The organism is Oryzihumus sp. JJN4-3R, assembly GCF_057747915.1.
Window position 1 is genome coordinate 104,400 of the sequence record NZ_CM173229.1, and the last position, 24,007, is coordinate 128,406.

Below are 24,007 nucleotides of genomic sequence, written 5' to 3' on the forward strand. Positions count from 1 at the left end.
CAGGTGCTGCGCCGGTCGGGACCGGTCGGGCCGGGCACGGTCGGGTCGGGGCTCAGTCTGGTGGGCCTCAGTCCGGCCAGGTGGACAGGCGCACGGTGAATCCTGCCGGACCGGACCACATTTCGACGCGGTCGCACAGCATGCGGGCAAGCCACAGGCCCCGGCCGGAGGACGCCAGGCCGTAGGGGTCCTCGGGCAGGTAGCCCGCGAAGTCGTCGGCGAAGCCGGTGCCGTGGTCGCTGACGGTGCACGCCAGGCGCTGCGGGGTGGCCCAGAGCCGCACCCACACCGGGGGCAGCCCGTGGACGAGGGCGTTGGCCGCGACCTCGCTGAACGCCGCGATGAACTCCTCCCGGGCCTCGGGGTCGGTGCCCGCCTCCGCCATGGCGGCGCGGAAGTCCTCGCGCAGCCGGGACAGTGCCATCCGGTCGTGGAGGACGGCCCGCATCGACGGTGTCGCCTCGATCTGCTCGTCGGCCGGGGGCATGGCCCGGTTGAAGGCGTCCGGGTCGAGGTAGTCGCGGTTGGGCTCCCACGCCGCGCCGGACACCAGGCGGGGATGGGTCATCCGCCCGTAGCGAACGGCCTCGGCCGGGAGCCGCCGCTCGTCATACAGGCACAGGGTGCTGAGCGGGAAGGCGGCGAGGGCACGGTTGACGTAGGCCTCGTAGCGCGCCCACTCCTGCCACACGAGCGGGTTCTGCCCGAAGTCGGTGTCACTGACCAGCCAGACGCGCCGGACCCCCTCGGCGAGGGCGTCCTCCATCATCCGGCGGTAGCCGTCCAGAGCCATGGTGCTGCGCCGGTACTGCCCCCCGCCGGGCAGGAACTGGACCCGGTCGTCGTGCAGGGCGTCGGCCAGCAGCGCCGACTGGTGCTCGTTGCACACGGCGACGGCCGCGTCGCCCCCGTCGAGCCCGGATCGCAGGAACGGCACCGCCGCGGCGAGGAGCTGCTCGTCGGTGCCGTGGATGAGAGCGTTGTGCAGCAACCCCTCCGGGGCAACGGTCATGGCCTGCTCGCGACGATGGCCATGCCCGGCATGTCGTCCAGCCCCATCAGCCGCAGGGTGCGGTCGACGACGGCCGCCGGCGCGAGAACCGCGACGGCGCCACCCGTGCGGCGGAAGCGCTCGGTCCCCGTGGCCAGCGCACGGCAGCCCGACACGTCGATGAAGTCGAGGTCGGCCAGGTCCAGCCACAACAGCCCGTCGTCGGCCCGGCCGGTGTCCTCCGCCCCGGGGTGCGCGCCCGTCGCCTGGACCAGCATCGCCGAGAGCACCGCGTCGTTGCTGACGTCCACGGAGCCGGACAACGCCAGCCCGCCGTCGGCCGGGGCGCTGCGCAGCTGGGTCTCCCGCAGGCCGGTCAGGTGCGTGCCGGTCGCCCGGCGCAGCCACCAGCCCGTCGTCGCGCCCTGGTCGTACTGGCACAGCGCGGACACCGGCCGCGTCGCGCACAGGACGTCCATCGCGTCCTCGAAGTGCTCGTAGTCGTCCTGGGCCACCCGGGTGAGCACCACCCGGGCCTCGGCGGACAGCCGCACCCGGACGAAGCCCTCGTCGAGGGCGCGGTCCACGAGGGACTCCTGCCCACCGGGTGGGTAGAACTCCGACAGGGGCAGCACGCTGAGGCGCCCCTCGGCGACGGCGGCCGCCGAGTCGACGCCGTGGCGGTCCAGGACGTCGAGCAGGCAGCGGTCCTGTGGCTCGTCCCCGCGCTCGGCGTAGAGGACCTTCTCGTCCGACTCCAGGCCACGGCGCACCCACGAGGCGAGGGCCTCGCAGCGCTCGGCCTCGGTGCGGTGGAGGAGCAGCAGGTGGCCGTCCCAGCCGACGGTCGAGGGGTCCCGTGTGGCGGTCGCCATGACCCGAGCGTACGCCTGCCCCGGGAGGCCACGACAGGGAGCGGATAGGCTCGCGCGACACCGTCGACGGTGCGGCAGGAACTCCGGTGCGGCCATGCGGTATGCCGTGTGGCCCAGTCCGGGGCGGTCCCGCCACTGTGAGCGGACCCGCGCGTGGAGCGAGGGGTCTGTGAGCCAGGAACTGCGCCCGTCGGCTTCGTTGACCTCTGACCCGAGGCGTGGACACCTCGAGAAGGGCCGGTGCCGTCGTGCCGCTGTCATCTTCTGGACCTGCTGGACCTGCTGCAACCGCTGGACCTGATGGACCTACCGACCCCCCGACCGGCGCGGTGGCCGTCGTGGGGATCGGCGCGGACGGCTGGGCCGGACTGGCGCCGTCGGCGCGGGCCGCCCTGCTGGAGGCGCGCGTGGTCCTCGGTGGCCGGCGCCAGCTCGACCTGCTGCCGGCGGGGGTGGAGGCGCGGCGGGTGGCCTGGCCCTCGCCGCTGCGCCCGGCCCTGCCGGGGCTGCTGGCCGCGCACCGGCCGGCGGGGCTGGCGGTCCTCGCCAGCGGCGACCCCCTGTGGTTCGGGATCGGTCGGGCGCTGGTGGAGGAGCTCGGCGCGGGGGCCGTGGTCGTGCACCCGCACCCGTCGTCGATCAGCCTGGCCTGCGCGCGGATGGGCTGGCCGGTGGAGGAGACGACCGTCGTCAGCGCGGTCGGCCGACCGGTGGCCGGCATGCTGCGCGAGGTGCACGAGGGGGCTCGGGTCCTGGTGCTCAGCGCGGACGGGGGGACCGCCGCTGAGGTGGCTGGGCTGTTGCGGGACAGCGGTTTCGGCGCGAGCGAGCTGACCGTGCTCGCCGAGCTCGGCGGCCCGGCGGAACGACGCACGGAGGGGGTCGCCGGCTCCTGGCAGCAGCCCGAGGGGGCGGCGCTGAACGTGGTGGCGGTCCGGTGCCGGCGAGACCTCCCGGCGTCGACGCGCGGCGGGCCGGACGGGAGCCACCGACCCCGGCTGGGGACGGTGCCGGGCCTGCCGGACGCGGCCTACGAGCACGACGGTCAGCTCACCAAGCGGCAGGTGCGCGCCGTGACGGTCGCCGCCCTGGCCCCGGCGCCGGGTGAGCTGCTCTGGGACGTGGGTGGGGGTGCCGGCAGCGTCGCGATCGAGTGGATGCGCAGCCACCACGCGTGCCGTGCCGTGGCGGTCGAGGTCCGCCCGGACCGCGCGGCCCGCATCGCCGGCAACGCCGGGCGCCTGGGCGTGCCGGGCCTGCGCGTGGTGACCGGCAGCGCGCCGGACGCCCTGGAGGGGCTGCCGCAGCCGGACGCGGTGTTCGTCGGCGGCGGCCTGACCGTGCCGGGGCTCCTCGAGACGTGCTGGCAGGCGCTGCCCCCGGGCGGCCGCCTGGTGGCCAACGCGGTGACGCTCGAGTCCGAGGCGCTGCTCTCGCGCTGGCACGCCCACCACGGCGGAGAGCTGACCCGCATCGCGGTCTCCCAGGCCGTGCCGGTCGGCGGGTTCACCGGGTGGCGCCAGTCGATGCCCGTGACGCAGTGGAGCGCGACCAGGTCCGGGGCCCCGCAGCCGTCCCCGGCGACGACGACGGGGGAGGACGCATGACGGTCCACTTCATCGGCGCCGGCCCCGGGGCGGCCGACCTCATCACGGTGCGCGGCCAGCGGCTCGTCGCCTCCTCCCTGGTGTGCCTGTATGCCGGGAGCCTGGTGCCGCAGGAGCTGCTGGACCACTGCCCACCCGGGGCCCGGCTCGTCGACACCGCCGGGCTGGACCTGGACCAGATCACGGCCGAGCTGGTGTCGGCCCACAACGCCGGGCTGGACGTGGCCCGGCTGCAGTCCGGCGACCTGTCGATCTACAGCGCGCTCGCCGAGCAGCTGCGACGACTGGACGCCGAGGGCGTGCCGTGGCAGATGGTCCCCGGGGTGCCGGCGTTCGCCGCCGCCGCGGCAGCGCTGGGCCGGGAGCTGACCGTGCCCACGGTGGGCCAGAGCGTCATCCTCACCCGCCTGGCCCAGCGGGCCACGGCCATGCCGTCGGGGGAGGACCTGGCCACGTTCGGCCGCAGCCGTGCCCTGCTGGTGCTGCACCTGGCGACCCACCTGGTCGAGCGCGTCGTGGAGGAGCTGACCCCGTGGTACGGCGCCGGGTGCCCGGCCGCGGTGGTGGCCATGGCCAGCCGCCCCGAGGAGGTGGTGCTGCGCGGGACGCTGGCCGACATCGCCGGCCAGGTCCGCGCGGCCGGGATCCGGCGGACGGCGGTCATCCTCGTGGGGCAGGTGCTGGCCGCCGAACAGTTCGGTGACAGCTACCTGTACTCCCCGGGACGGGACCGCAGCGGCAGCGGGCATGCGGCGTGCGGGTGAGCGGGCGGCATACCGGCTCCGCTGCGTGCTGCGTCGTCGCCGGCACGGCGGCGGGCCGCGGCCCCCGACCCGGGTCAGCCGGGTCAGCCCGGGGCGGCGTCCTCGGCTCCCGCGCCGCGGGGGCCGAGGGGACGCGCCCGACCGAGGACGGTGCCGGAGCGGTCGATGCAGAGCACGTCGACCGTGACCGGCGCCCCTCGCAGGACGCCCAGCGCCACGTCGCGGGCGCGATCGGCGACCAGGTCGCCCAGGGGCACCCCCGCCTTTCGGCACAGCAGCGCGGCCTCCAGCCCGGTGTTGGCAGCGGCCACCGCGGCGCACAGCCGCTCGTCGCCGCCGCCCTCGCGGGCCAGGCCCGCCAGGAAGGCGAGGTCGACCTGGGACCGGCCCGAGTGCAGGTCCAGGTGGCCGGCGGCGAGCTTGGACAGCTTGGCGAACCCGCCGGCGATGGTGAGCCGCTCGATCGGGTGGCGCCGCAGGTACTTCAGCACCGCGCCGGCGAAGTCGCCCATGTCGAGCAGGGCGTCGTCGGGCAGGGAGTGCTCGGCGATGGCCACCCGTTCGGACGTCGACCCGGTGCACCCGGCGACGTGGGCGTGGCCGACGGCCCGTGCCACGTCGATCCCCCTGCGGATGCTGTCGATCCACGCCGAGCAGGAGTAGGGCACCACGATGCCGGTCGTGCCCAGGATGGACAGGCCACCCACGATGCCGAGCCGCGGGTTCCACGTGTGCCGGGCGATCTCCTCGCCGTGGTCGACGGACAGCTCGACGACGACGTCACCGGGGTCGCCGTGCGCCTGGGCGATGGCCGCGACGTGCTCGCGCATCATCTGCCGCGGGACCGGGTTGATCGCCGGCTCGCCCACCGGGAGCGGCAGCCCGGGCAGCGTCACCGTGCCCACCCCCGGACCCGCCGCGAACGTCACGCCGGAGCCGGCCTCCCCGCGGCGGACGGTCGACCGGACCAGCGCCCCGTGGGTCACGTCGGGGTCGTCACCGGCGTCCTTGACGACGCCGGCCATCGCCCAGCCGTCCCCGAGGTCCTCACGCGCGAGGGCGAAGGCCGGCTCCTGGCCGCGGGGCAGCGTGATCGTCACCGGGTCGGGGAACTCACCGGTCACCAGCGCCGTGTATGCCGCGGCCGTCGCCGCGGTGGCGCAGGCCCCGGTGGTCCAGCCGCTGCGCAGGCCGGTGCGCTCCAGCTGGGCCGGGCGCCCGCCCGGCTGAGGTGGAACGGGCTGCGACGGGACGGGCTTCTCCGCCTCGTCGTCCTTCGGGCTCCCGGGAGCCTGACGGTCAACCACGGTGCCCCCGGGGCGCCGCGCACCGGTCCCGGTCGGACCCCGCGCCCGCAGGGTGCCCGATGAAGCACGTGCTGGTGCTGGGCGGCACGACCGAGGCGCGGGAGCTGGCCCACGAGCTCGACGCGCGACCGGGCATCCGTGTCACGAGCTCCCTCGCCGGGCGGGTCAGGAGGCCGGTGCTGCCCGATGGCACGGTGCGGGTCGGGGGCTTCGGGGGAGTGGAGGGCATCGCCGCGTGGCTCGCGGAGCACGCCGTGGACGCGGTCATCGACGCCACCCATCCTTTCGCGGCCGCGATCTCGGGCAACGCCGCACGGGCTGCGGCGCAGGTCCATGTTCCCCTGCTGGTGCTGCGCCGGCCCGGGTGGGTCGCCGACGGACGGGACCGGTGGCTGGGCGTGGACTCCCTGGCGGCGGCCGCCCGGGTCCTGCCGGGCCTCGGCGACCGCCCCTTCCTCACCACCGGGCGGCAGGGGCTGGGTGTCTTCGCCTCCCTGGACGCCCAGGAGTTCCTCATCCGAACCGTCGACCCGCCGACGCTGCCGTTGCCCCCACGGCACGTGCTCATCCTCGACCGCGGGCCGTACTCGCTGGACGGGGAGCTCACCCTGCTGCGCCGCCATGCCATCGACGTCCTCGTCACCAAGGACAGCGGTGGCGGCGCCACCGCGGCCAAGCTGGAGGCGGCCAGACGGCACGGCCTTCCGGTGGTGATGGTGCGCCGGCCGCCCGTGCCGGCCGGCGTGCAGGTCGTGGAGACGGTGCAGGGCGCGGTGCAGTGGCTGCGGGCCGTGGCGTCGCGGTGAGACCTCAGGTCTCGCCGCCGATGTCGACGACGTAGGCCTCGTAGATCAGGTCTGCGCCGCGTTGCCGGTGCCGCGCGAGCAGCCGCAGCAGGTCGGCGCAGCCCTCGCGCAGGGCGTCGACGCCGGCGGCGTCGGAGGCCACCTCGGCGGCGTCGACGAGCGACTCCACCGACGGCAGCAGGTGCGTGTGCTCCTGGTTGAGCCGGTGGACCTGCCCCACCAGCCGCGGTGAGCTCGTCACCACCTGCGCGAACAGCCCGTCGGGGGCCTCGGTGAGCTCCATGTGCACCCGCAGGTCCCCGGACAGCTCGACCAGGGCGGCGTGGACGCGCTCCGCCCAGGCGGCCACCCGTCCCGGGGAGGGCGCCGCGAGAGCCTGCTCGACCGCGGCCATGGACTCCCCGAGCTCGGCGCGCCGGCGGCGCACCTCCTGCAGCTCCGGTGGCAGGGTCGTGGTGGACGACGTCGTCTCGGACATGACGCTCTCCCAGCGTGCGGTGGGCAGCCACCATGCTCCGCCCACCGGTGGTCGCCGTCCAGACCCCGCCGCCGGGTGACGGTCCGGTCCGGTATGCCGTGCCCCTCGCCTTCCGGCGAGCCGCGTCAGACCGCGTCAGACCGCGGGCTGCTCCGGGTAGCGCCGGGGCGTCCACACGACCTGCCGCCCGTCGGCGCGGCCGACCGCCCGGGTCTGGGAGGACCCGACGATGAGCAGCGTGCGCATGTCGACCTCGGCGGGATCCAGGTCGCCCAGACGCACCACCCGCACGGCTTCTGCGGGGCCGCCGACGTCGCGCGCGACGACGACCGGCGTCTCCGGGGTCCGGTGCTCGAGCAGCAGGTCCCGCACCGCTGCGACCTGCCAGGTGCGGCTGCGCGAGGCGGGGTTGTAGAGGGCGAGCACGAGGTCGGCCGCGGCGGCGGCGGCCACCCGCGTGGCCACCACGTCGAACGGCTTGAGCCGGTCCGACAGCGAGATCGTCGCGAAGTCGTGCCCCAGCGGCGCGCCGACCCGGGCGGCCGCCGCGTGCGCCGCGGTCATGCCGGGCAGCACCCGGACCGGGACGTCGGCATACGCGTCCTCGCACGCGACCTCGAGGACCGCGCTCGCCATGGCGAACACGCCGGGGTCGCCCGAGGACACGACGGCGACCCGCCGTCCGGAGCGGGCCAGGTCCAGGGCGAACGTCGCCCGCTCGGACTCCACCTTGTTGTCCGAGGCGTGTCGCCGCTGGCCGGGCCGGGTGGGCACGCGGTCGATGTAGGTGCTGTAGCCCACCAGGTCGTCGGCGACGGCGAGGGCGCCGCGGGCCTCGGGGGTGAGCCAGGTCGGTCCGGCGGGTCCGAGTCCCACGACGACGACCTCACCGGCGTCGGCCGGCGCCGGCGGAACCTCCTCCACCGCAACGGTTTTCGCCGGGGCGCCCACCTCGCTCGGCACCAGGGCGACGGAGAAGTAGGGCACCGACTCCTCGTCCACGTCGGCCAGACGCCCGGTGCGCTCGCCGTCCATCGTGGCCCGCTCGACGTACCACGCGTCCCGCAGCCGCCCGGCCCGCTCCAGTGCCCGCTTCACGGAGGGGAAGGTGCGGCCCAGCTTGAGCACCACTGCGGAGTCCGTGGAGGACAGCCGCGCCGCCAGCTCCTCCTCCGGCAGCGTCCCGGGCAGCACCGTGAGCACCTCGCGGTCCTCCACCAGCGGTCGCCCGAGCCGGCTCGCAGCGGCGTTGACCGAGCTGATGCCCGGCACCACCTCGGTGGGGTAGCGGTGCGCCAGCCGCTTGTGCATGTGCTGGTAGGAGCCGAACAGGAACGGGTCCCCCTCACACAGCACCGCCACGTCGCGCCCCGCGTCGAGGTGGGCGGCCAGCCGCCGCGCCGCCTCCTCGTAGAACTCCTCCAGGACCGCGCGGTAGCCGCCGGGGTGGTCGGTGCCCTCGGTGGTGACCGGGTAGACCAGCGCCTCCTCGACCTGGTCGGCGCGCAGGTGGCCGGCGGCGATGCTGCGGGCGATGCTGCGCCCGTGGCGGGCCGAGTGGTAGGCCACGACGTCCGCCGCGCCGACGAGCTCGACGGCCCGCAGGGTCATGAGGTTCGGGTCCCCCGGACCCAGCCCGACGCCATACAGGCGGCCGGTTTGCTTGTCCGACAGGCTCATTCGACCTCACTCGCAATCGCGTTGACGGCGGCGGCGACGATGGCGCTGCCGCCCCGGCGTCCACGGACCACCACGTGCTCCAGGCCGAGGTCGTTGTCGACCAGGGCTTGCTTGGACTCGGCCGCTCCGATGAACCCCACCGGTATGCCGAGCACCGCGGCCGGGCGCCACGGCACCGTACGCAGGTGGTCCAGCAGGTGGAAGAGGGCGGTGGGGGCGTTGCCGATGGCCACGACTGCCCCGTCGAGGCGCTCGCCCCACAGCTCCACGGCGGCTGCGGTGCGCGTGGTGCCCAGCTGGCGGGCCAGGTCGGGCACGCGCGGGTCGGCGAGCGTGCACACCACGTCGTTGTCGCGGGGGAGCCGGGCGCGGGTGACCCCGCTGGCCACCATCTGGGCGTCGCACAGGACCGGGGCGCCGGCCCGCAGCGCGGCGCGGGCGCGCGGGATGGCCTGCGGGGTCGCCACCACGTCGGCGGCCAGGTCGACCATGCCGCACGCGTGGATCATCCGTACGACCACCTGCGCGGTGGCCGGGTCGAACGCCGCGAGGTCGGCCTCGGCGCGGATCGTGGCGAACGACTGCCGGTAGATCTCGGCGCCGTCCTTCTCGTAGTCCATGCGTGTCTCCATCAGGTGGTGCGCCGGGCGTCCGAGACGGCCGCGGCAAGGGCGTGCGGCGAGGCGTCGGCGGCAAGGGAGGTCGGCGTCAGGGGCTCGGCGATGTCGTGCCGCTCCAGCACGTAGTGGCCCCCGGGCTGGGCGACGACCTCCACCCTGGCGCCGCCGGGGTGGCCGCAGCGCCGTTCGCAGCCGGACCAGTGCAGCGGCAGGAGCGTTGCGCTGGAGGCCTTCCAGGACGTGAAGGCCGCCACGGCGTCGGCGTGGACGTTGGTGTGGGACTTCTCGCACCCGGGCCGCCCCGCGCAGGCGGTGACCCCGGCCCGGGGCGACCGGGCGTTGGTCACGAACCCGGCCGAGGCCAGCGAGGCGAGCCCCGCGGTGCATCCCGCCAGGTCGACGCCCGGGACCACGATGCCCCGCCACGGCGTGAGTCGCAGGTCCCCGGCTGCTGTCCGGGCCACCTCGACGAGAGCCTGCCAGGCGGCGGCCGGCGCCCGTCCGAGCGGTGCCGCGACGGACAGCGTCGCCCGGCCGTCCGGGGACCGGACCACCCCGAGGGCAGGCCCCTGGCGGCCGCCCGCCGAGGGGCGCAGCCCCGGGTCCGTCTGCTCGTGGGGCAGTCGGCGCTCCACCAGGAGGGACTGCACGGTGGGGAGCAGGTCGAGGGGGTCGCCGACGAGGTCGCGCACGCGCCAGGAGTCCGCGCCGGCGGCGGTGCGCGCCGCGAGGAAGGCCTCTGCCGCGGCCGCCGCGCAGCGCGCCGCGTCCGCGGTGGCGACGGTCAGGCCGCTCGGCACGCCGGCCAGCAGCAGCTCGGTGACCCGCTCGGCCCGCGCGACCAACGTCACATCGGCGCCGAGCCCCGCGACGTCGTGGCGCCCGTCGTCGAAGGCGACGAGGAACCGGCCTGACAGCTCGGCCAGGGCCGTTGTGCCGCAGAGGATCTCGTCGAACTCGCCGACGCTGGCGGCCAGGTCCGTCAGTCCGCGGCCGTCGAGCCCGGACAGCGGCGACAGCAGGACGTTTCGGGCGCGGTCGTGGGCCACGGACGGCAGGAGACCCACGGCATACAGCCGGTCTGTCAGGCCCTCCCCGCACGTCGGCGGCAGCCCTCTGAGCTGCACGTTCCCACGGGAGGTCACCTCGATCGAGCCGTCGCCGAGTTCCGTTGCAGCGCAGGCGATCTCATTCGCCTGGTCAGCCGTCAGGAGGCCACCGGGGACGCGGACGCGGGCCACGGATCCGTCCTCGGCAGCGTGCAGCCGGAGCGCCCCGGGGCATCGGTCGGGGCGACCACGCGACAGGGTCGGCGGGGTCGCCGGAGGGCGGTCCGGGGCGGGCATGGCGGTGGAGCATACCCACGCCGGATGGCCACTCCGGGCTGTCGTCCGGACGGCTCGTCTGGCTATGCTCGCGGCCAGCGCTCACTTGAGCGCCCTTTCGCCGGAAGACGGCGCAAGGGGAGGAAGCCGGTGTGAATCCGGCGCGGTCCCGCCACTGTGACCACGGCCCAGCCGTGGGAGTCAGGAACTCCCGTCGTCTTCTCTCACCCGGGGCGTGGACACCCCAGGAAGAGGTTCAGCGTGCTGCTGTTGTTGTCGACCTCCGACACCGACCTGATGAGCGCCCGGGTGGCCGACGGCCCCGTCGCATGGCGCTACGCCAACCCCTCGCGTCTCCTCCCCGAGGACCTCCCCGCCCTGCTCGAGGGCACCGACCTCGTGGTCGTGCGGCTGCTCGGGGGCCGCCGCGCCTGGGCCGACGGCGTCGAGGCGCTGCTGTCCGGCCCCCGTCCGGTCGTCGTCCTCTCCGGGGAGCAGGCCCCGGACGCCGAGCTGATGGGCCTGTCCACGGTCGCCGCCGGGATCGCCGCCCAGGCCCACGCCTACCTCGCCCACGGCGGCCCGGCCAACCTCGAGGCGCTGGGCGCCTTCCTGTCCGACACGGTGCTGCTCACCGGGCACGGCTTCGACGCCCCGCTCGTGGCACCGGCCTGGGGTCGCCTCGACCGGGCCGCCGCGACGCCGGGCACCGGCACCCAGCCGACCGTGGCGGTGCTCTACTACCGGGCCCACCACATGAGCGGCAACACCGGCTTCGTCGACGCCCTCTGCGACGCGGTGGAAGCCGCCGGGGGCCGCGCCCTGCCGCTGTGGTGCGCCTCCCTGCGCGACGCCGACTCCGGCCTGCTGGACGCGCTCGGCGAGGCCGACGTCGTGGTCACCACGGTGCTTGCCGCCGGGGGCACCCGGCCCGCCGACGCGCAGGCGGGGGGCGACGACGACGCCTGGGACGCCGGCGCGCTGGCCTCCCTGGACGTGCCCCTGCTGCAGGCGCTGTGCCTGACCAGCTCCCGCCGGCAGTGGCAGGCCAACGACGAGGGGCTCTCCCCGCTGGACGCCGCCACCCAGGTGGCCGTGCCCGAGTTCGACGGTCGGGTCATCACGGTCCCGTTCTCGTTCAAGGAGATCGACGCCGACGGGCTCCCTGCCTACGTCGCCGACCCCGAGCGCGCCGCGCGCGTCGCCGGCCTCGCCGTCGCCCACGGCCGGCTGCGCCACCTCGACCCGGCACACCACCGCGTCGCCCTGGTCCTGTCCGCCTACCCCACGAAGCACGCGCGCATCGGCAACGCCGTCGGCCTCGACACCGGCGCGAGCGCCATGGCCCTGCTGCGCCGGATGGGGGACGAGGGCTGGGACCTCGGCCCGGCCGCTGGCCCCGGCGCCCTGCCGGGGCTGGCCGCCGGCGACGGCGACGCCCTCATCCACGCCCTCATCGAGGCCGGTGGCTACGACCCCGACTGGCTGACCGCCGAGCAGCTCGCCGGCAACCCGGTGCGGATCCCGGCCGCCGACTACCGCCGCTGGTACGCCACCCTTCCGGCCGGCCTGCGCGCCCGGGTCGAGGAGCACTGGGGCCCGCCGCCCGGTGAGCTGTACGTCGACCGGTCCCGCGACGCCGAGGGCGACCTCGTGCTCGCGGCACTGCGGGCAGGCAACCTGCTCGTGCTCGTCCAGCCTCCGCGCGGCTTCGGGGAGAACCCGATCGCGATCTACCACGACCCCGATCTGCCACCCTCGCACCACTACCTCGCGGCCTACCGCTGGATCGCCGCGCGGCAGGAGGACGGCGGGTTCGGCGCCGACGCGGTGGTCCACCTCGGCAAGCACGGCAACCTGGAGTGGCTGCCCGGCAAGAACGCTGGCCTGTCCGCGGAGTGCGCCCCCGACGCGGTGCTCGGCAACCTCCCCCTCGTCTACCCGTTCCTGGTCAACGACCCCGGCGAGGGCACCCAGGCCAAGCGCCGTGCCCACGCGGTGCTGGTCGACCACCTCGTGCCGCCGATGGCCCGCGCCGAGAGCTACGGCGACATCGCCCGGCTCGAGCAGCTGCTCGACGAGCACGCCAACGTGGCCATGCTCGACCCCGCCAAGCTGCCCGCGATCCGCAGCCAGATCTGGACCCTGCTCCAGGCGGCGAAGATGGACCGCGACCTCGGCCTGGCCGGACGGCCCGACGACGAGCGCTTCGACGACATGATCATGCAGGTCGACGGGTGGCTCTGCGAGGTCAAGGACGCCCAGATCCGCGACGGGCTGCACGTGCTCGGCCAGGCGCCGCAGGACGCGCCTCGCATCGACCTCGTCCTGGCCATCCTGCGGGCCCGGCAGATCTGGGGTGGCAGCCACGCCGTCCCCGGCCTGCGCGAGGCGCTCGGGCTGGACGAGTCCGCCGCCGACCGGGGCGAGGCCGACCGGGCCGAGGCCCTGGCCCGCGAGGTGGTGGTTGCCATGGAGCGCCGCGGGTGGGACGCCGACGCCGTCGACGCGGCCCTCGCCCTCGTGCCGCAGGAGCGGGTCGAGGCCGTCGGCCAGGTGCTGGACTTCGCCGTGGCCCAGGTGGTCCCGCGGCTGGCTGCGACCACCGACGAGCTCGATGCGGTGGTGCACGCCCTGCGCGGCGGCTTCGTCCCCGCCGGCCCGTCGGGCTCGCCGCTGCGCGGCCTGGTCAACGTGCTGCCCACGGGCCGCAACTTCTACTCCGTCGACCCCAAGGCGGTGCCGAGCCGCCTCGCGTGGGAGACCGGCCAGCGCCTCGCCGAGTCGCTGCTGGCCCGCCACCGCAGCGACACGGGGGAGTGGCCGACGTCGGTCGGGCTGTCCCTGTGGGGCACCAGCGCCATGCGCACCGCCGGGGACGACATCGCCGAGGCCCTGGCCCTGCTCGGTGTCCGGCCCGCCTGGGACGACGCCTCCCGCCGGGTGACGGGGCTCGAGGTCGTCCCGCTGGAGGAGCTGGGCCGCCCGCGCATCGACGTCACGCTGCGCATCTCCGGCTTCTTCCGCGACGCCTTCCCCCACGTCGTCGGGCTGCTCGACGACGCCGTGCAGCTGGTCGCCGGTCTGGAGGAGGGCCCGGCCGACAACCTGGTCCGTGCCCACGTGCAGGCCGACCTGGCCGAGCACGGCGACCCGCGCCGGGCCACCACCCGCATCTTCGGGTCCCGGCCCGGCACCTACGGCGCCGGCCTGCTCCAGCTGATCGACAGCAAGGACTGGCGCACCGACGCCGACCTCGCCGAGGTCTACTCCGTCTGGGGCGGCTACGCCTACGGTCGTGGGCTCGACGGCCGGCCGGCGCGCGCGGAGATGGAGACGGCCTACCGACGGATCGCGGTCGCGGCCAAGAACACCGACACCCGCGAGCACGACATCGCCGACTCCGACGACTACTTCCAGTTCCACGGTGGCATGGTCGCCACGGTGCGGGCGCTCACGGGCGCTGCGCCGGCGGCATACATCGGGGACAGCACCCGGCCCGAGAGCGTGCGCACGCGCACCCTGGCCGAGGAGACCGCGCGCGTCTTCCGCTCCCGCGTGGTCAACCCGCGCTGGATGGAGGCGATGCGCCGCCACGGCTACAAAGGCGCGTTCGAGATGGCCGCCACCGTGGACTACCTGTTCGGCTACGACGCCACGACCGGCGTGGTCCACGACTGGATGTACGACCGGGTCACCCGCGAGTACGTCCTGGACGAGGTCAACCGGAAGTTCCTGGAGGCCGCCAACCCATGGGCGCTGCACGGCATGGCCGAGCGCCTGCTCGAGGCGGTCTCGCGTGGGCTGTGGGCCGAGCCGGACCCCGAGGTCCTGGCTGCGCTGCGGCAGGCCTACCTCGAAGCCGAGGGCGACCTCGAGGCCGGTCGCTGACCCCGGGCCCCCGCCCGTGACGCGTGCCCGCTGCCCGGAACGGCAGCACCCTCCCGCACCACCACCTCCGACGAAGGGCCATCCGTTGCGTCCCGACGCTGCCACCTACCCGTTCACCGCCGTCGTCGGCATGGACGACCTGTCCCTGGCGCTGTGCCTGTCCGCGGTCTCGCCGGCCATCGGCGGCGTCCTCGTCCGCGGCGAGAAGGGCACCGCCAAGTCGACGATGGTCCGCGCCCTGGCCGCCGTGCTGCCACCGGTGGAGGTCGTGCAGACGTGCCGGTTCTCCTGCGCCCCAACGGTTCCGGACGCCTCCTGCCCGGACGGGCCGCACTTCAACGCCCCCGTCGAGACGCGCCCGGTCCGGCTGGTGGAGCTGCCCGTCGGCGCCAGCGAGGACCGGGTCGTCGGCTCCCTGCACCTCGACCGGCTCCTCTCGGCCGGTGAGACCGCCTACGAGCCGGGCCTGCTCGCCCAGGCCCACCGCGGCATCCTCTACGTCGACGAGGTCAACCTGCTGCCCGACCACCTCGTCGACACGCTGCTGGACTCCGCCGCGATGGGCCGCGCGCGGGTGGAGCGCGAGGGGGTCTCGGTCACCCACGGTGCCCGCTTCGTCCTCGTCGGCACGATGAACCCCGAGGAGGGTGAGCTGCGCCCGCAGCTGCTCGATCGGTTCGGCCTGGCCGTCGAGGTCGCCGCCAGCCGCGAGGCGGCCGTCCGGGTCGAGGTGGTCCGCCGGCACCTGGCCTTCGAGCGGGACCCCGACGCGTTCGCCGGCCTGCACGCCCAGGGCGAGCTGGCCCTGTCGCTGCGCATCGCCGGGGCCCAGGAACGCGTCGCCGGCGTCGCCCTGCCCGACGCGGCGGTCGAGACCATCGCGCGCATCTGCGCGGCCTACGACGTCGACGGCATGCGCGGCGACCTGGTCACCGCGCGCACCGCCATCGCCCACGCCGCGTGGTGCGGGCGCGACGAGGTGACCGACGAGGACGTGCGCGTCGCGGCCCGCCTGGCGCTGCCGCACCGGCGCCGCCGCAACCCCTTCGACGACACCGACGGTGCGGCCGAGAACCTGGAGCAGGTGCTGGCCGAGCAGGCTCCCGAGGCGCCGGAGGACGACCCGGACCCGGACGGCCCCGGGGACGGACCCGACAACGACGGCCACGGCGACGGCCCTGACGACGACGGCCCCGGTGACGGCCCCGACGGTGATGGCCCCGACGACGGCGGTGGTCCTGACGATGGTGGCGGCCCCGGAGGCGGCCTGCCCCGGCAGCCCGCCGACGACGGAAACCGTTCAGGCACAGGGGATCCCGGGGATGCGGACGCTCCCGGGACTCCCGCCACGCAGGCCGGGCAGCCGTATGCCGCGCGCCTGCTCACGCACCAGCGCCCCGGTCCGGGGGTGGCCGGCCGGCGCTCCCGCGCCACGACCACGCACGGCCGGCACCTGCGCGGCATACCGCTGGAGGACCGGCGTGGCCAGGGGCTGTCGGTGACCGCGACCGTGCACGCCGCGGCCCGACGGACCCGGGGGTCCGCGGGGCCGTTGCGGCTGGTCCGCGCCGACCTGCGGCGCAGCCAGCGCGAGGGCCGCGAGGGCAACCTGGTGGTCTTCGCCGTCGACACCTCCGGGTCGATGGGCGCGGCGGCCCGGGTCCGGGAGGTGCGCACCGCGGTGGTGTCGCTGCTGCTGGACGCCTACCAGCGCCGCGACCGGGTCGCGGTCGTCACCTTCGCCGGTGACCGGGCCCGGCTGGTGCTGCCGCCCACGTCGAGCGTGGAGCTGGCGCAGCGGCGGCTCGCCGAGGTCCCCACCGGCGGGCGTACCCCGCTGGCCGAGGGGCTGGCCGAGGTGGCCGGGCTCGTGCGCCGCCAGCGGGCCCGCGACCCGCAACGGCGCCCGCTGCTCGTCCTGCTGACCGACGGGCGGGCCACCCACGGCGAGCAGCCGCTCCGGCGGGCCTCTGCTGCCGCGGCGCACTGCGTGGCCGAAGGGATCTCCTCGGTCGTCGTCGACTGCGAGAAGCGGTCCGTGGTGCGCCTCGGCCTCGCCCGCGAGCTGGCCGCCACCCTGCGCGCCGAGTACCTCGACCTCGGCGACGTCGCCGCCGATGCCCTCGCCGGCGTCGTCCGCCGCAGCGTCGCCCCCACGACAGGAGCAGCCTGATGCCCCAGGGACAGCCGGCCCGCGTGCCGGAGGACGGCCTGACCACCCGCCAGCGACGCAACCGGCCGCTGACGATCGTCCACACCGGAGCGATGAAGGGGAAGTCGACCGCCGCGTTCGGGCTGGCCCTGCGCGGCTGGAACCAGGGCTGGGACATCGGGGTGTTCCAGTTCGTGAAGTCGGCCAGGTGGAAGGTGGGGGAGGAGAGCGCCTTCCGTGCGCTCGGCGACCTGCACGAGAGCACCGGCGTCGGCGGCCCGGTGCAGTGGCACAAGATGGGCGAGGGCTGGAGCTGGTCGCGCAAGGCCGCCACCGAGGAGGACCACGCCGCCGCAGCGCTGGAGGGCTGGCGCGAGATCCAGCGACGGCTGGAGGCGGGCACCCACGACCTCTACGTCCTGGACGAGTTCACCTACCCGCTGAAGTGGGGCTGGGTCGACGTCGCCGACGTCCTGGCCACCCTCACCGCCCGGCCCGGGCACCAGCACGTCGTCATCACCGGCCGGGACGCGCCGGCCGAGCTGGTGGCCGCCGCGGACCTCGTCACGGAGATGACCAAGGTCAAGCACCCCATGGACGCCGGCCAGAAGGGCCAGCGGGGGATCGAGTGGTGAGCACCCCGGCGACGCACCTGCCGCGGCTGGTCATCGCGGCACCGGCGTCGGGCCACGGCAAGACCATGGTCGCGACCGGCCTCATGGCCGCCCTGCGCGCCGCCGGTCACGAGGTCTCCCCGCACAAGGTCGGCCCCGACTACATCGACCCCGGCTACCACGAGCTCGCCGCCGGGCGTCCGGGGCGCAACCTCGACCCGCACCTGCAGGGGGAGGACCGGATCGTCCCGCTCCTGCTCCACGGGGCGAGCCGCCCCCGCGCGGCCGACGTCGCCGTGGTCGAGGGCGTCATGGGGCTGTTCGACGGAGCCACCGGCACCGGCGGGTTCAGCTCGACCGCGCACGTCGCCCGGCTGGTCCAGGCCCCGGTGGTGCTGGTCGTCGACTGCCGCGCCGCCGGCCGCAGCCTCGGTGCCGTGGTCCACGGCTTCTCCCGCTTCGAGGACGACGTGCGCGTCGCCGGGGTGGTGCTCAACAACGTCGCCTCCGCGCGGCACGAGGCCGAGGCCCGCGACGGCATCGCCGCCACCGGGGTCCCTGTCCTCGGGGCCCTCCCGCGCCTGCCCGAGCTGCTCGTGCCCAGCCGCCACCTCGGCCTGGTCCCGGCGGCCGAGCGCTCGCCTGCGGCCACCGCTGCGGTGTCGGCCCTCACCGACCTGGTCCGCGACCACGTCGACCTGGACGCGGTGCTCCGGCTGGCCCGGCAGGCGCCGGACCTGGCCGCCGCGCCCTGGGACCCCGCCTCGGCGGTCGGCGCCCCGGTGGCGTCCTCCCGGCCGCCCCGGGTCGCCGTGGCGGGAGGACGCGCCTTCACCTTCGGGTATGCCGAGACGGCCGAGCTGCTCGCGGCCGCCGGTGCCGAGGTGGTCGGCTTCGACCCGCTGCGGGACGAGCACCTGCCGGAGGACGTCTCCGCCCTGGTCATCGGAGGCGGGTTCCCCGAGGTGCACGCCGCCGACCTGTCGCTCAACACCGCACTGCGACAGGCGATCTCGGACTTCGCCGCCGGCGGCGGAGCCATCGCGGCGGAGTGCGCGGGGCTGCTCTACCTCACCGAGGAGCTCGACGGCGCACCGATGTGCGGTGTCCTGCCGCTGACGTCCCGCATGGACTCCCGGCTGACGCTGGGCTACCGCAGCGGGGTCGCCCTCACCGGCAGCGTCCTGGCCGAGGAGGGGGAGCGGGTGACGGGGCACGAGTTCCACCGGACCGTGGTCACCCCCTCCACCGGCGCCGGCATCGTGCCGGCCTGGGGCTGGCGCGGCGCGAGCGGTGACCCGGTGCGGGAGGGGGCGGTGCGCGGTCGGGTGCACGCGTCATACCTGCACACGCACTGGGCCGGGCACCCCCGGATGGCTACGCGGCTGGTCGCCGCGGCGGCGGAGGCGGGGCGATGAGCCACGTCCTGGGGGTGGGTGGGCGCCCGGAAGCGCCGGCGGACGAGCTGCGGGCACTTGCCGCGGCGGCCCTGACCGAGCACGGCCTCGACCCCGCTGCCGTGTCCCTCGTCACCACGCTCGACCGCCGCGCCGGCGCCGAGGCAGTCCTCGCGCTCGCCGCGGCCAGTGGCGCGCCCGTGCAGCCGGTCGCCGTGGAAACCCTTGCCGCACAGCCCTGCCCGACGCCCAGCGGTCGGGTCCTCGCCGCGGTCGGAAGCCCCTCCGTGGCCGAGGCCGCCGTCCTCGCCTGCGGCGGCAGGCTCCTGGGCCCGCGCCGGGCGTCACGAGCCTGGACGGTGGCCATCGGCACGCTTCCTGCGGCCCGCCGCCCGGATGCCGTCCGGTTGACGGCGACCCCGCCCGACCAGGAGGACCGATGAGCTCCCTGACCGACACCCCGCTGGCCGACGGGCGCTGGACGAGGGAGGAGCGCTGGCGCCTGTCCGGAATCCTCGGGACCATCGTCGCCCTGCACGTGGCCGGGATCGCGCTCTACCTGCTGCACCGCGGCGACACCGCCGCCGCCGGAGGGCTCGCCGGCTCCGGGGCGCTGGCCTACGTGCTCGGCATGCGTCACGCCTTCGACGCCGACCACATCGCCGCGATCGACGACACCACCCGGGTCATGCTGGTGCGCGGCCGCCGCCCGGTCGGGGTCGGCTTCTTCTTCGCGATGGGCCACTCGACGGTGGTCGTCGTCCTCGCGCTGCTGGTCGCCGCCGCGGCCGGGTCGATCTCCACCTCCGACGTCGACGCGGTCCGCTCGGTCGGGGGCACGGTCGCCACCGTCGCGGCCATGGTGTTCCTGCTCGTCGTCGCCTCGCTCAACGCCCGGGTCCTGCGCAACCTGGTCGGCCTGTGGCGCCGGCTGCGCGGCGGGGCCGACACCGCCGCGCAGGTGGAGGAGGCGTTGCTCTCGCGCGGGTTCGTCACGCGGGTCCTCGGCGGGCGGCTCCGTGGGCTCATCCAGCACTCGTGGCACATGTACCCGGTGGGGCTGCTGATGGGACTGGGACTGGAGACCGCCAGCGAGGTCACCCTGCTGGCCCTGTCCGCCTCGACCGCGGCCGGCGGCGGCGCCTCGGTCCTCGGCGTGCTCAGCCTGCCCCTGCTGTTCGCCGCGGGCATGTCGACGTTCGACACCGCCGACTCTCTGGCGATGACCCGGCTCTACTCCTGGAGCTACCGCAACCCGGTGCGCTCGCTGTTCTTCAACATCGCCACGACGGCGGTCACCGTGGCGGTCGCGGCGTTCATCGCGCTGGTCTACCTCGCCGACGCGCTGGTGCAGTACGCCGGGCAGGCGTGGCTCGCCCCGGTCGCGGCGATCAGCGACAACTTCGAGCTCATGGGCTACGTCATCGCCGGCATCTTCGCCACCACCTGGCTCGGCGCCCTGGCCGTCTGGCGGTTCCGCGGCGGTGACGATGCCTGAGGTCGACCTGCTCCACCACGGCGACCGCGAGGTCGGTGACGACCTCGTCGACCTGGCCGTCAACGTCCAGGCGCCGCAACCCCCGTCCTGGCTGCTCGACGTCTTCGCCGCGGCGCTGGCCCGGTCGGGCGCCTATCCGGACGCCACCCCGGGGTTGGCCGCCGTCGCGCGGGCCCATGGCTGCGACCAGGCGTCGGTCCTGCTGACCAACGGTGCCGCCGAGGCGTTCACCCTCCTGGCGCGGCTGCCCTGGCGGCGACCACTCGTGGTGCACCCGCAGTTCACCGAGCCGGAGGCCGCGTTGCGCGCGGCCGGCCACACGGTGCGGCGGCTGGTCCTGAGCAGCGACAACGGTTTCCGTCTGGACTGTGACGCGGTCGACCCGGCCGCCGACCTCGTGGTCCTGGGCAACCCGACCAACCCGACCTCGAGGCTGCACCCCGCGGAGGCGATCGGGGCGCTGCTGCGCCCGGGACGCCTCGTCGTCGTCGATGAGGCCTTCATGGACGTGACGGACCAGAGCCAGTCGCTGGCCGGCCTCGCGCCCACCACCGAGGGCCTGCTCGTCATCCGCAGCCTCACCAAGACCTTCAGCCTCGCCGGCATCCGCGCCGGCCACCTGCTGGCGGCTCCCGCGCTGGTGGCGGACTTCGCGGCACACCAGCCGCACTGGTCGGTCAACTCCCTCGCGGTGGCCGCCACCGTGGCGTGCCTCGGCCCAGAGGGGGAGGCCCACCGTCGTGGGGTCGTCAAGCGGCTGCCGCGGCGGCTGTCCCACCTCACCGGGGCGTTGCGGACCGCCGGGCTCGGGGTCGTCGCGGACCCCGCCGGCCCGTTCGTGCTCGTGCACCACGACCGGGCGGACCTCCTGCGGGAACGCCTGCGCCACCACGGTTTCGCGCTGCGCCGGGGTGACACCTTCCCCGGCCTGGGGCCCCAGTGGCTGCGCGTCGCAGCCCGCGACGAGGCCACCACCGACGCCCTCGCCCACGCCCTCACCACCGCACTGCAGGAGCTGCCATGACCGACCACGCCTTCCCCGACGACGCGCGGGCGGCCGTCCACGACGTCATCGCCCGGCGCCGGGACGTGCGCCGCGGGTTCACGCTGGACCCGGTCGACGACGAGGTCCTCACGCGGGTGCTGGCGGCCGCCCACCAGGCGCCCAGCGTCGGGCTCAGCCAGCCGTGGGACTTCCTGCTCCTCACCGACGTGGAGCAGCGCGCCCGCATCCAGGCCCTGGCCGCGCGCCAGCGGGACGCGTTCGCCGCGTCGCTGCCGACCGGGCGCACCCGGCTGTTCGACGGGATCAAGGTCGAGGCGATCCTGCAGACCCCGCTCAACGTCGTCGTCACCTGCGACCCGACCCGTGGCGGCCCCTACACCCTCGGCCGGCACGCCGACCCGCGCATGGCGCCGTTCTCCGCCGCGCTGGCGGTGCAGAACCTGTGGCTGGCGGCGCGGGCCGAGGGCCTGGGCGTCGGCTGGGTCAGCTTCTTCGACCCCGAGGAGCTGGCGAGCGAGCTCGGCCTTCCCGGCCACCTGCAGGTCGTGGCGTACCTGTGCGTCGGCCACGTGGAGCAGTTCCCGCCCGCGCCGGAGCTGGTTCTCTCAGGATGGGCACGTCGGCGGCCCCTGACGTGGGCGGTCCATCATGGGGCCTGGGGCGACCGTCGCCTGCCCGGAGGAGAAGCTGTGAGCCTGCTGACCGAGACCGTTGCCGCCATCGCCCCCGCGGACGCCGCCGCCATGCTTGCCGCCGAGGAGCGACAGGGCCAGCTGACCAAGCCGCGCGGCTCGCTCGGGGTGCTCGAGGAGCTCGGCACGCGCCTCGCCGGCATGTATGCCGTGTGCCCACCCCCGCTGCCCGAGCCGGTCGCCATCGCGGTCTTCGCCGGCGACCACGGGGTGCACGCCCAGGGCGTCTCGCCGTGGCCGCAGGAGGTGACGACCCAGATGGTGGGCAACTTCCTCGCCGGCGGAGCGGTCATCAACGCCCTGGCCCGTCAGGTCGGCGCCGAGGTGACCGTGGTCGACGTCGGCGTGGCCGGCGACGTCCCGGACGCCCCAGGGCTGCTGGCCCGGAAGGTCGCCCGTGGCACGGCCGACATGACGCAGGGCCCGGCGATGAGCCCGGAGCGGGTGCAGGCAGCCCTGGAGGTGGGCATCGACGCGGCCCGCGACCTCGTGGCCCAGGGCAACCGGCTCCTGGTCACGGGTGACATGGGCATCGCCAACACCACCGCCTCAGCCGCCCTGATCAGCGCCTTCACCGGGCTGGACGTCGAGGAGGTCACCGGCCGCGGCACCGGCATCGACGACGCCATGCTCGCCCACAAGGTCGGCGTCATCCGGCGGGCCCTCGAGGTCAACGCCGTCGACGTCACCGACCCGGTGGCCGCGCTCGCCGCCGTCGGCGGGCTCGAGCACGCGGCCGTGGCCGGCTTCCTGCTCGGCGCCGCGGCGCTGCGCACCCCCGTGGTCCTCGACGGGGTCATCGCCTGCTCCGCGGCCCTCGTCGCCCGGGCGGTCGCCCCCGATGCGGCCGGCTACTGGGTCGCGGGCCACCGCTCGGTGGAGCCCGGGGCCGGCGCGGCCCTGGAGCACCTGGGGCTCACCCCGCTGGTCGACCTCGACCTGCGCCTGGGCGAGGGCAGCGGTGCCGCCCTGGCCGTGCCGCTGGTGCAGTCCGCCGCCCGCGTGCTGCGCGAGGTGGCGACCTTCGACTCCGCCGGCGTGACGGACAAGGCGTGAGCATGGCCGAGCACGCAGAGACCCTGCTGCCCCTGGGGCTGCGGCTGCGCGACCGTCGCGTCGTCGTGGTCGGCGGCGGCCGCGTGGCGCTGCGCCGGGTCGGGGCCCTGCTCCAGGCCCGGGCCGCGGTCACGGTGGTCTCGCCCGAGGTGGTGGCAGCGCTGGAGGACCTCGCCCTGCGCGGCCAGGTCGAGTGGCAGCCGCGCTTCTACGCCGACGGCGACCTCGAGGGCGCCTGGCTGGCGATGGCCTGCACCGCCGACCCCGAGGTCAACGCCGCGGTGCTGCGCGAGGCCGAGGCCCGGCGCGTCTTCTGCCTGCGCGTCGACGACGCCCGGGACGCCTCGGCGTGGATGCCGGCGACCGGGCGCAGTGGCCCTGCCACGGTCAGCGTGCACGGTGACCGCAACCCGCGCCGGGCCGCAGCCCTGCGCGATGCCGCCGTGGCCGCGGTGGAGGCGGCCCTGCGCGACGACGCCGGCGCACCGACCCGAACGCCCCTGCGCGACGAGGCCACCGGGCGGGTCATCCTCGTGGGCGGTGGCCCGGGTGACCCCGAGCTGTTGACGCTCAAGGGCTTCCAGGCCCTGGCCACCGCCGACGTGGTCGTGGTCGACCGGCTCGCGCCGCTGGCCGTCCTCGACGGGCTGCGCGAGGGCGTCGAGGTGGTGGACGTGTCCAAGATCCCGCGAGGCCGCTCGACCCCGCAGGAGGAGATCAACGCGGTCCTGGTCGACCGGGCCCGGCGCGGCCTGACCGTGGTGCGGCTCAAGGGCGGGGACTCCTTCGTCTTCGGCCGGGGCATGGAGGAGGTGCTCGCGTGCGCCGACGCCGGGATCGCCACGGAGGTGGTCCCCGGGGTGACCTCCGCGGTCGCGGCGCCCGAGCTGGCCGGCATACCGGTCACCCACCGCGGGCTCTCGCAGGGGTTCACCGTGATCTCCGGGCACGCGGCCCCGGACGACCCCCGCAGCACCGTCGACTGGGACGCGCTGGCGCGGGGTGGGACCACCCTGGTGGTCCTCATGGGGGTCGAGACGCTGCCCGCGATCGCCAAGGCCCTGCTCGCCGCGGGGCGCGCCGAGGACACCCCCCTGGCCAGCGTCATGGACGGCGGCCTGCCGACGCAGGCGGTGGTCAGCACCACGCTGGCGGCGGTGGCGACCGGCGGCGCCCCGGAGGGTCTGCGGCCCCCCGCGGTCACCGTGATCGGGGCGGTCGCGGGCTTCGCCGCTGGCTAAGGTGAGG

Annotated in this window: 19 protein-coding genes and 1 riboswitch; of the genes, 12 read left to right on the forward strand and 7 right to left on the reverse strand. The window is 75.7% G+C overall.

Annotated features, from left to right (window positions below; translation table 11 throughout):
- Positions 1–67: 67 nt before the first annotated feature.
- Positions 68–1,012 carry an anti-sigma factor RsbA family regulatory protein gene (locus AC3ANM_RS00440; RefSeq protein ID WP_488286171.1) on the reverse strand — a complete coding sequence of 315 codons (945 nt, stop codon included), beginning with the start codon at positions 1,010–1,012 and terminating at the stop codon, positions 68–70.
- Positions 1,009–1,866, reverse strand: a complete 858-nt coding sequence (locus AC3ANM_RS00445) for an MEDS domain-containing protein (RefSeq protein WP_488286172.1) — start codon at positions 1,864–1,866, stop codon at positions 1,009–1,011. The genes AC3ANM_RS00440 and AC3ANM_RS00445 overlap by 4 nt, the downstream gene beginning before the upstream one ends.
- Before the next feature lie 338 nt (positions 1,867–2,204).
- On the opposite strand from AC3ANM_RS00445, the gene cbiE reads away from it, so the two are divergent.
- A complete protein-coding gene (gene cbiE, locus AC3ANM_RS00450; RefSeq protein ID WP_488286173.1) occupies positions 2,205–3,473 on the forward strand; it encodes a precorrin-6y C5,15-methyltransferase (decarboxylating) subunit CbiE in 1,269 nt (422 codons plus the stop codon).
- On the forward strand, positions 3,470–4,237 hold the full coding sequence (cobM, locus tag AC3ANM_RS00455; protein WP_488286174.1) for a precorrin-4 C(11)-methyltransferase: 768 nt from the start codon (positions 3,470–3,472) through the stop codon (positions 4,235–4,237). The genes cbiE and cobM overlap by 4 nt, the downstream gene beginning before the upstream one ends.
- Positions 4,238–4,320: 83 nt before the next feature.
- Here the strand turns inward: cobM and AC3ANM_RS00460 are convergent, their stop codons facing one another.
- Complete coding sequence (locus AC3ANM_RS00460) at positions 4,321–5,544, reverse strand: cobalt-precorrin-5B (C(1))-methyltransferase (protein ID WP_488286175.1); 1,224 nt, start codon at positions 5,542–5,544, stop codon at positions 4,321–4,323.
- A gap of 59 nt (positions 5,545–5,603) precedes the next feature.
- Between AC3ANM_RS00460 and AC3ANM_RS00465 the strand changes: the two genes are divergently transcribed.
- Positions 5,604–6,350, forward strand: coding sequence for a cobalt-precorrin-6A reductase (locus AC3ANM_RS00465; RefSeq protein ID WP_488286176.1), 747 nt, complete (start codon positions 5,604–5,606; stop codon positions 6,348–6,350).
- 4 nt (positions 6,351–6,354) lie between these two features.
- Here AC3ANM_RS00465 and AC3ANM_RS00470 read toward each other — a convergent pair whose 3' ends face one another.
- The 4 genes from AC3ANM_RS00470 to cobG form a co-directional block, all read right to left on the reverse strand.
- Complete coding sequence (locus AC3ANM_RS00470) at positions 6,355–6,828, reverse strand: hypothetical protein (protein ID WP_488286177.1); 474 nt, start codon at positions 6,826–6,828, stop codon at positions 6,355–6,357.
- A 135-nt stretch (positions 6,829–6,963) separates the two neighbouring features.
- Positions 6,964–8,508, reverse strand: coding sequence for a precorrin-2 C(20)-methyltransferase (locus AC3ANM_RS00475; protein WP_488286178.1), 1,545 nt, complete (start codon positions 8,506–8,508; stop codon positions 6,964–6,966).
- Positions 8,505–9,128 carry a precorrin-8X methylmutase gene (locus AC3ANM_RS00480; RefSeq protein ID WP_488286179.1) on the reverse strand — a complete coding sequence of 208 codons (624 nt, stop codon included), beginning with the start codon at positions 9,126–9,128 and terminating at the stop codon, positions 8,505–8,507. The genes AC3ANM_RS00475 and AC3ANM_RS00480 overlap by 4 nt, the downstream gene beginning before the upstream one ends.
- Before the next feature lie 11 nt (positions 9,129–9,139).
- Positions 9,140–10,474, reverse strand: a complete 1,335-nt coding sequence (cobG, locus tag AC3ANM_RS00485) for a precorrin-3B synthase (protein WP_488286180.1) — start codon at positions 10,472–10,474, stop codon at positions 9,140–9,142.
- A gap of 95 nt (positions 10,475–10,569) precedes the next feature.
- Positions 10,570–10,710, forward strand: a riboswitch (adenosylcobalamin (AdoCbl) riboswitch).
- Positions 10,711–10,750: 40 nt separating this feature from the next.
- Between cobG and cobN the strand changes: the two genes are divergently transcribed.
- The 9 genes from cobN to cobA all read left to right on the forward strand — a co-directional run bounded on the left by cobN (position 10,751) and on the right by cobA (position 24,000).
- Positions 10,751–14,344: a cobaltochelatase subunit CobN gene (gene cobN, locus AC3ANM_RS00490; protein ID WP_488287890.1), complete on the forward strand. Its 3,594-nt coding sequence runs from the start codon at positions 10,751–10,753 to the stop codon at positions 14,342–14,344.
- Between the two features lie 85 nt (positions 14,345–14,429).
- Positions 14,430–16,517, forward strand: a complete 2,088-nt coding sequence (locus tag AC3ANM_RS00495; protein ID WP_488286181.1) for a magnesium chelatase subunit D family protein — start codon at positions 14,430–14,432, stop codon at positions 16,515–16,517.
- Positions 16,517–17,131, forward strand: coding sequence for a cob(I)yrinic acid a,c-diamide adenosyltransferase (gene cobO, locus AC3ANM_RS00500; RefSeq protein ID WP_488286182.1), 615 nt, complete (start codon positions 16,517–16,519; stop codon positions 17,129–17,131). The genes AC3ANM_RS00495 and cobO overlap by 1 nt, the downstream gene beginning before the upstream one ends.
- Entirely contained in the window at positions 17,128–18,528 is a 1,401-nt protein-coding gene (locus tag AC3ANM_RS00505) for a cobyrinic acid a,c-diamide synthase CobB (protein WP_488286183.1), read from the forward strand. The genes cobO and AC3ANM_RS00505 overlap by 4 nt, the downstream gene beginning before the upstream one ends.
- Positions 18,525–18,950, forward strand: coding sequence for a cobalamin biosynthesis protein (locus tag AC3ANM_RS00510; protein WP_488286184.1), 426 nt, complete (start codon positions 18,525–18,527; stop codon positions 18,948–18,950). Before AC3ANM_RS00505 ends, AC3ANM_RS00510 begins: the two co-directional genes overlap by 4 nt.
- A complete protein-coding gene (locus tag AC3ANM_RS00515) occupies positions 18,947–20,005 on the forward strand; it encodes a HoxN/HupN/NixA family nickel/cobalt transporter (RefSeq protein ID WP_488286185.1) in 1,059 nt (352 codons plus the stop codon). Before AC3ANM_RS00510 ends, AC3ANM_RS00515 begins: the two co-directional genes overlap by 4 nt.
- On the forward strand, positions 19,998–21,029 hold the full coding sequence (cobC, locus tag AC3ANM_RS00520; protein ID WP_488286186.1) for an Rv2231c family histidinol phosphate aminotransferase CobC: 1,032 nt from the start codon (positions 19,998–20,000) through the stop codon (positions 21,027–21,029). Before AC3ANM_RS00515 ends, cobC begins: the two co-directional genes overlap by 8 nt.
- Entirely contained in the window at positions 21,026–22,759 is a 1,734-nt protein-coding gene (cobT, locus tag AC3ANM_RS00525) for a nicotinate-nucleotide--dimethylbenzimidazole phosphoribosyltransferase (RefSeq protein WP_488286187.1), read from the forward strand. Before cobC ends, cobT begins: the two co-directional genes overlap by 4 nt.
- 2 nt (positions 22,760–22,761) lie before the next feature.
- Complete coding sequence (cobA, locus tag AC3ANM_RS00530) at positions 22,762–24,000, forward strand: uroporphyrinogen-III C-methyltransferase (RefSeq protein ID WP_488286188.1); 1,239 nt, start codon at positions 22,762–22,764, stop codon at positions 23,998–24,000.
- Positions 24,001–24,007: the final 7 nt, after the last annotated feature.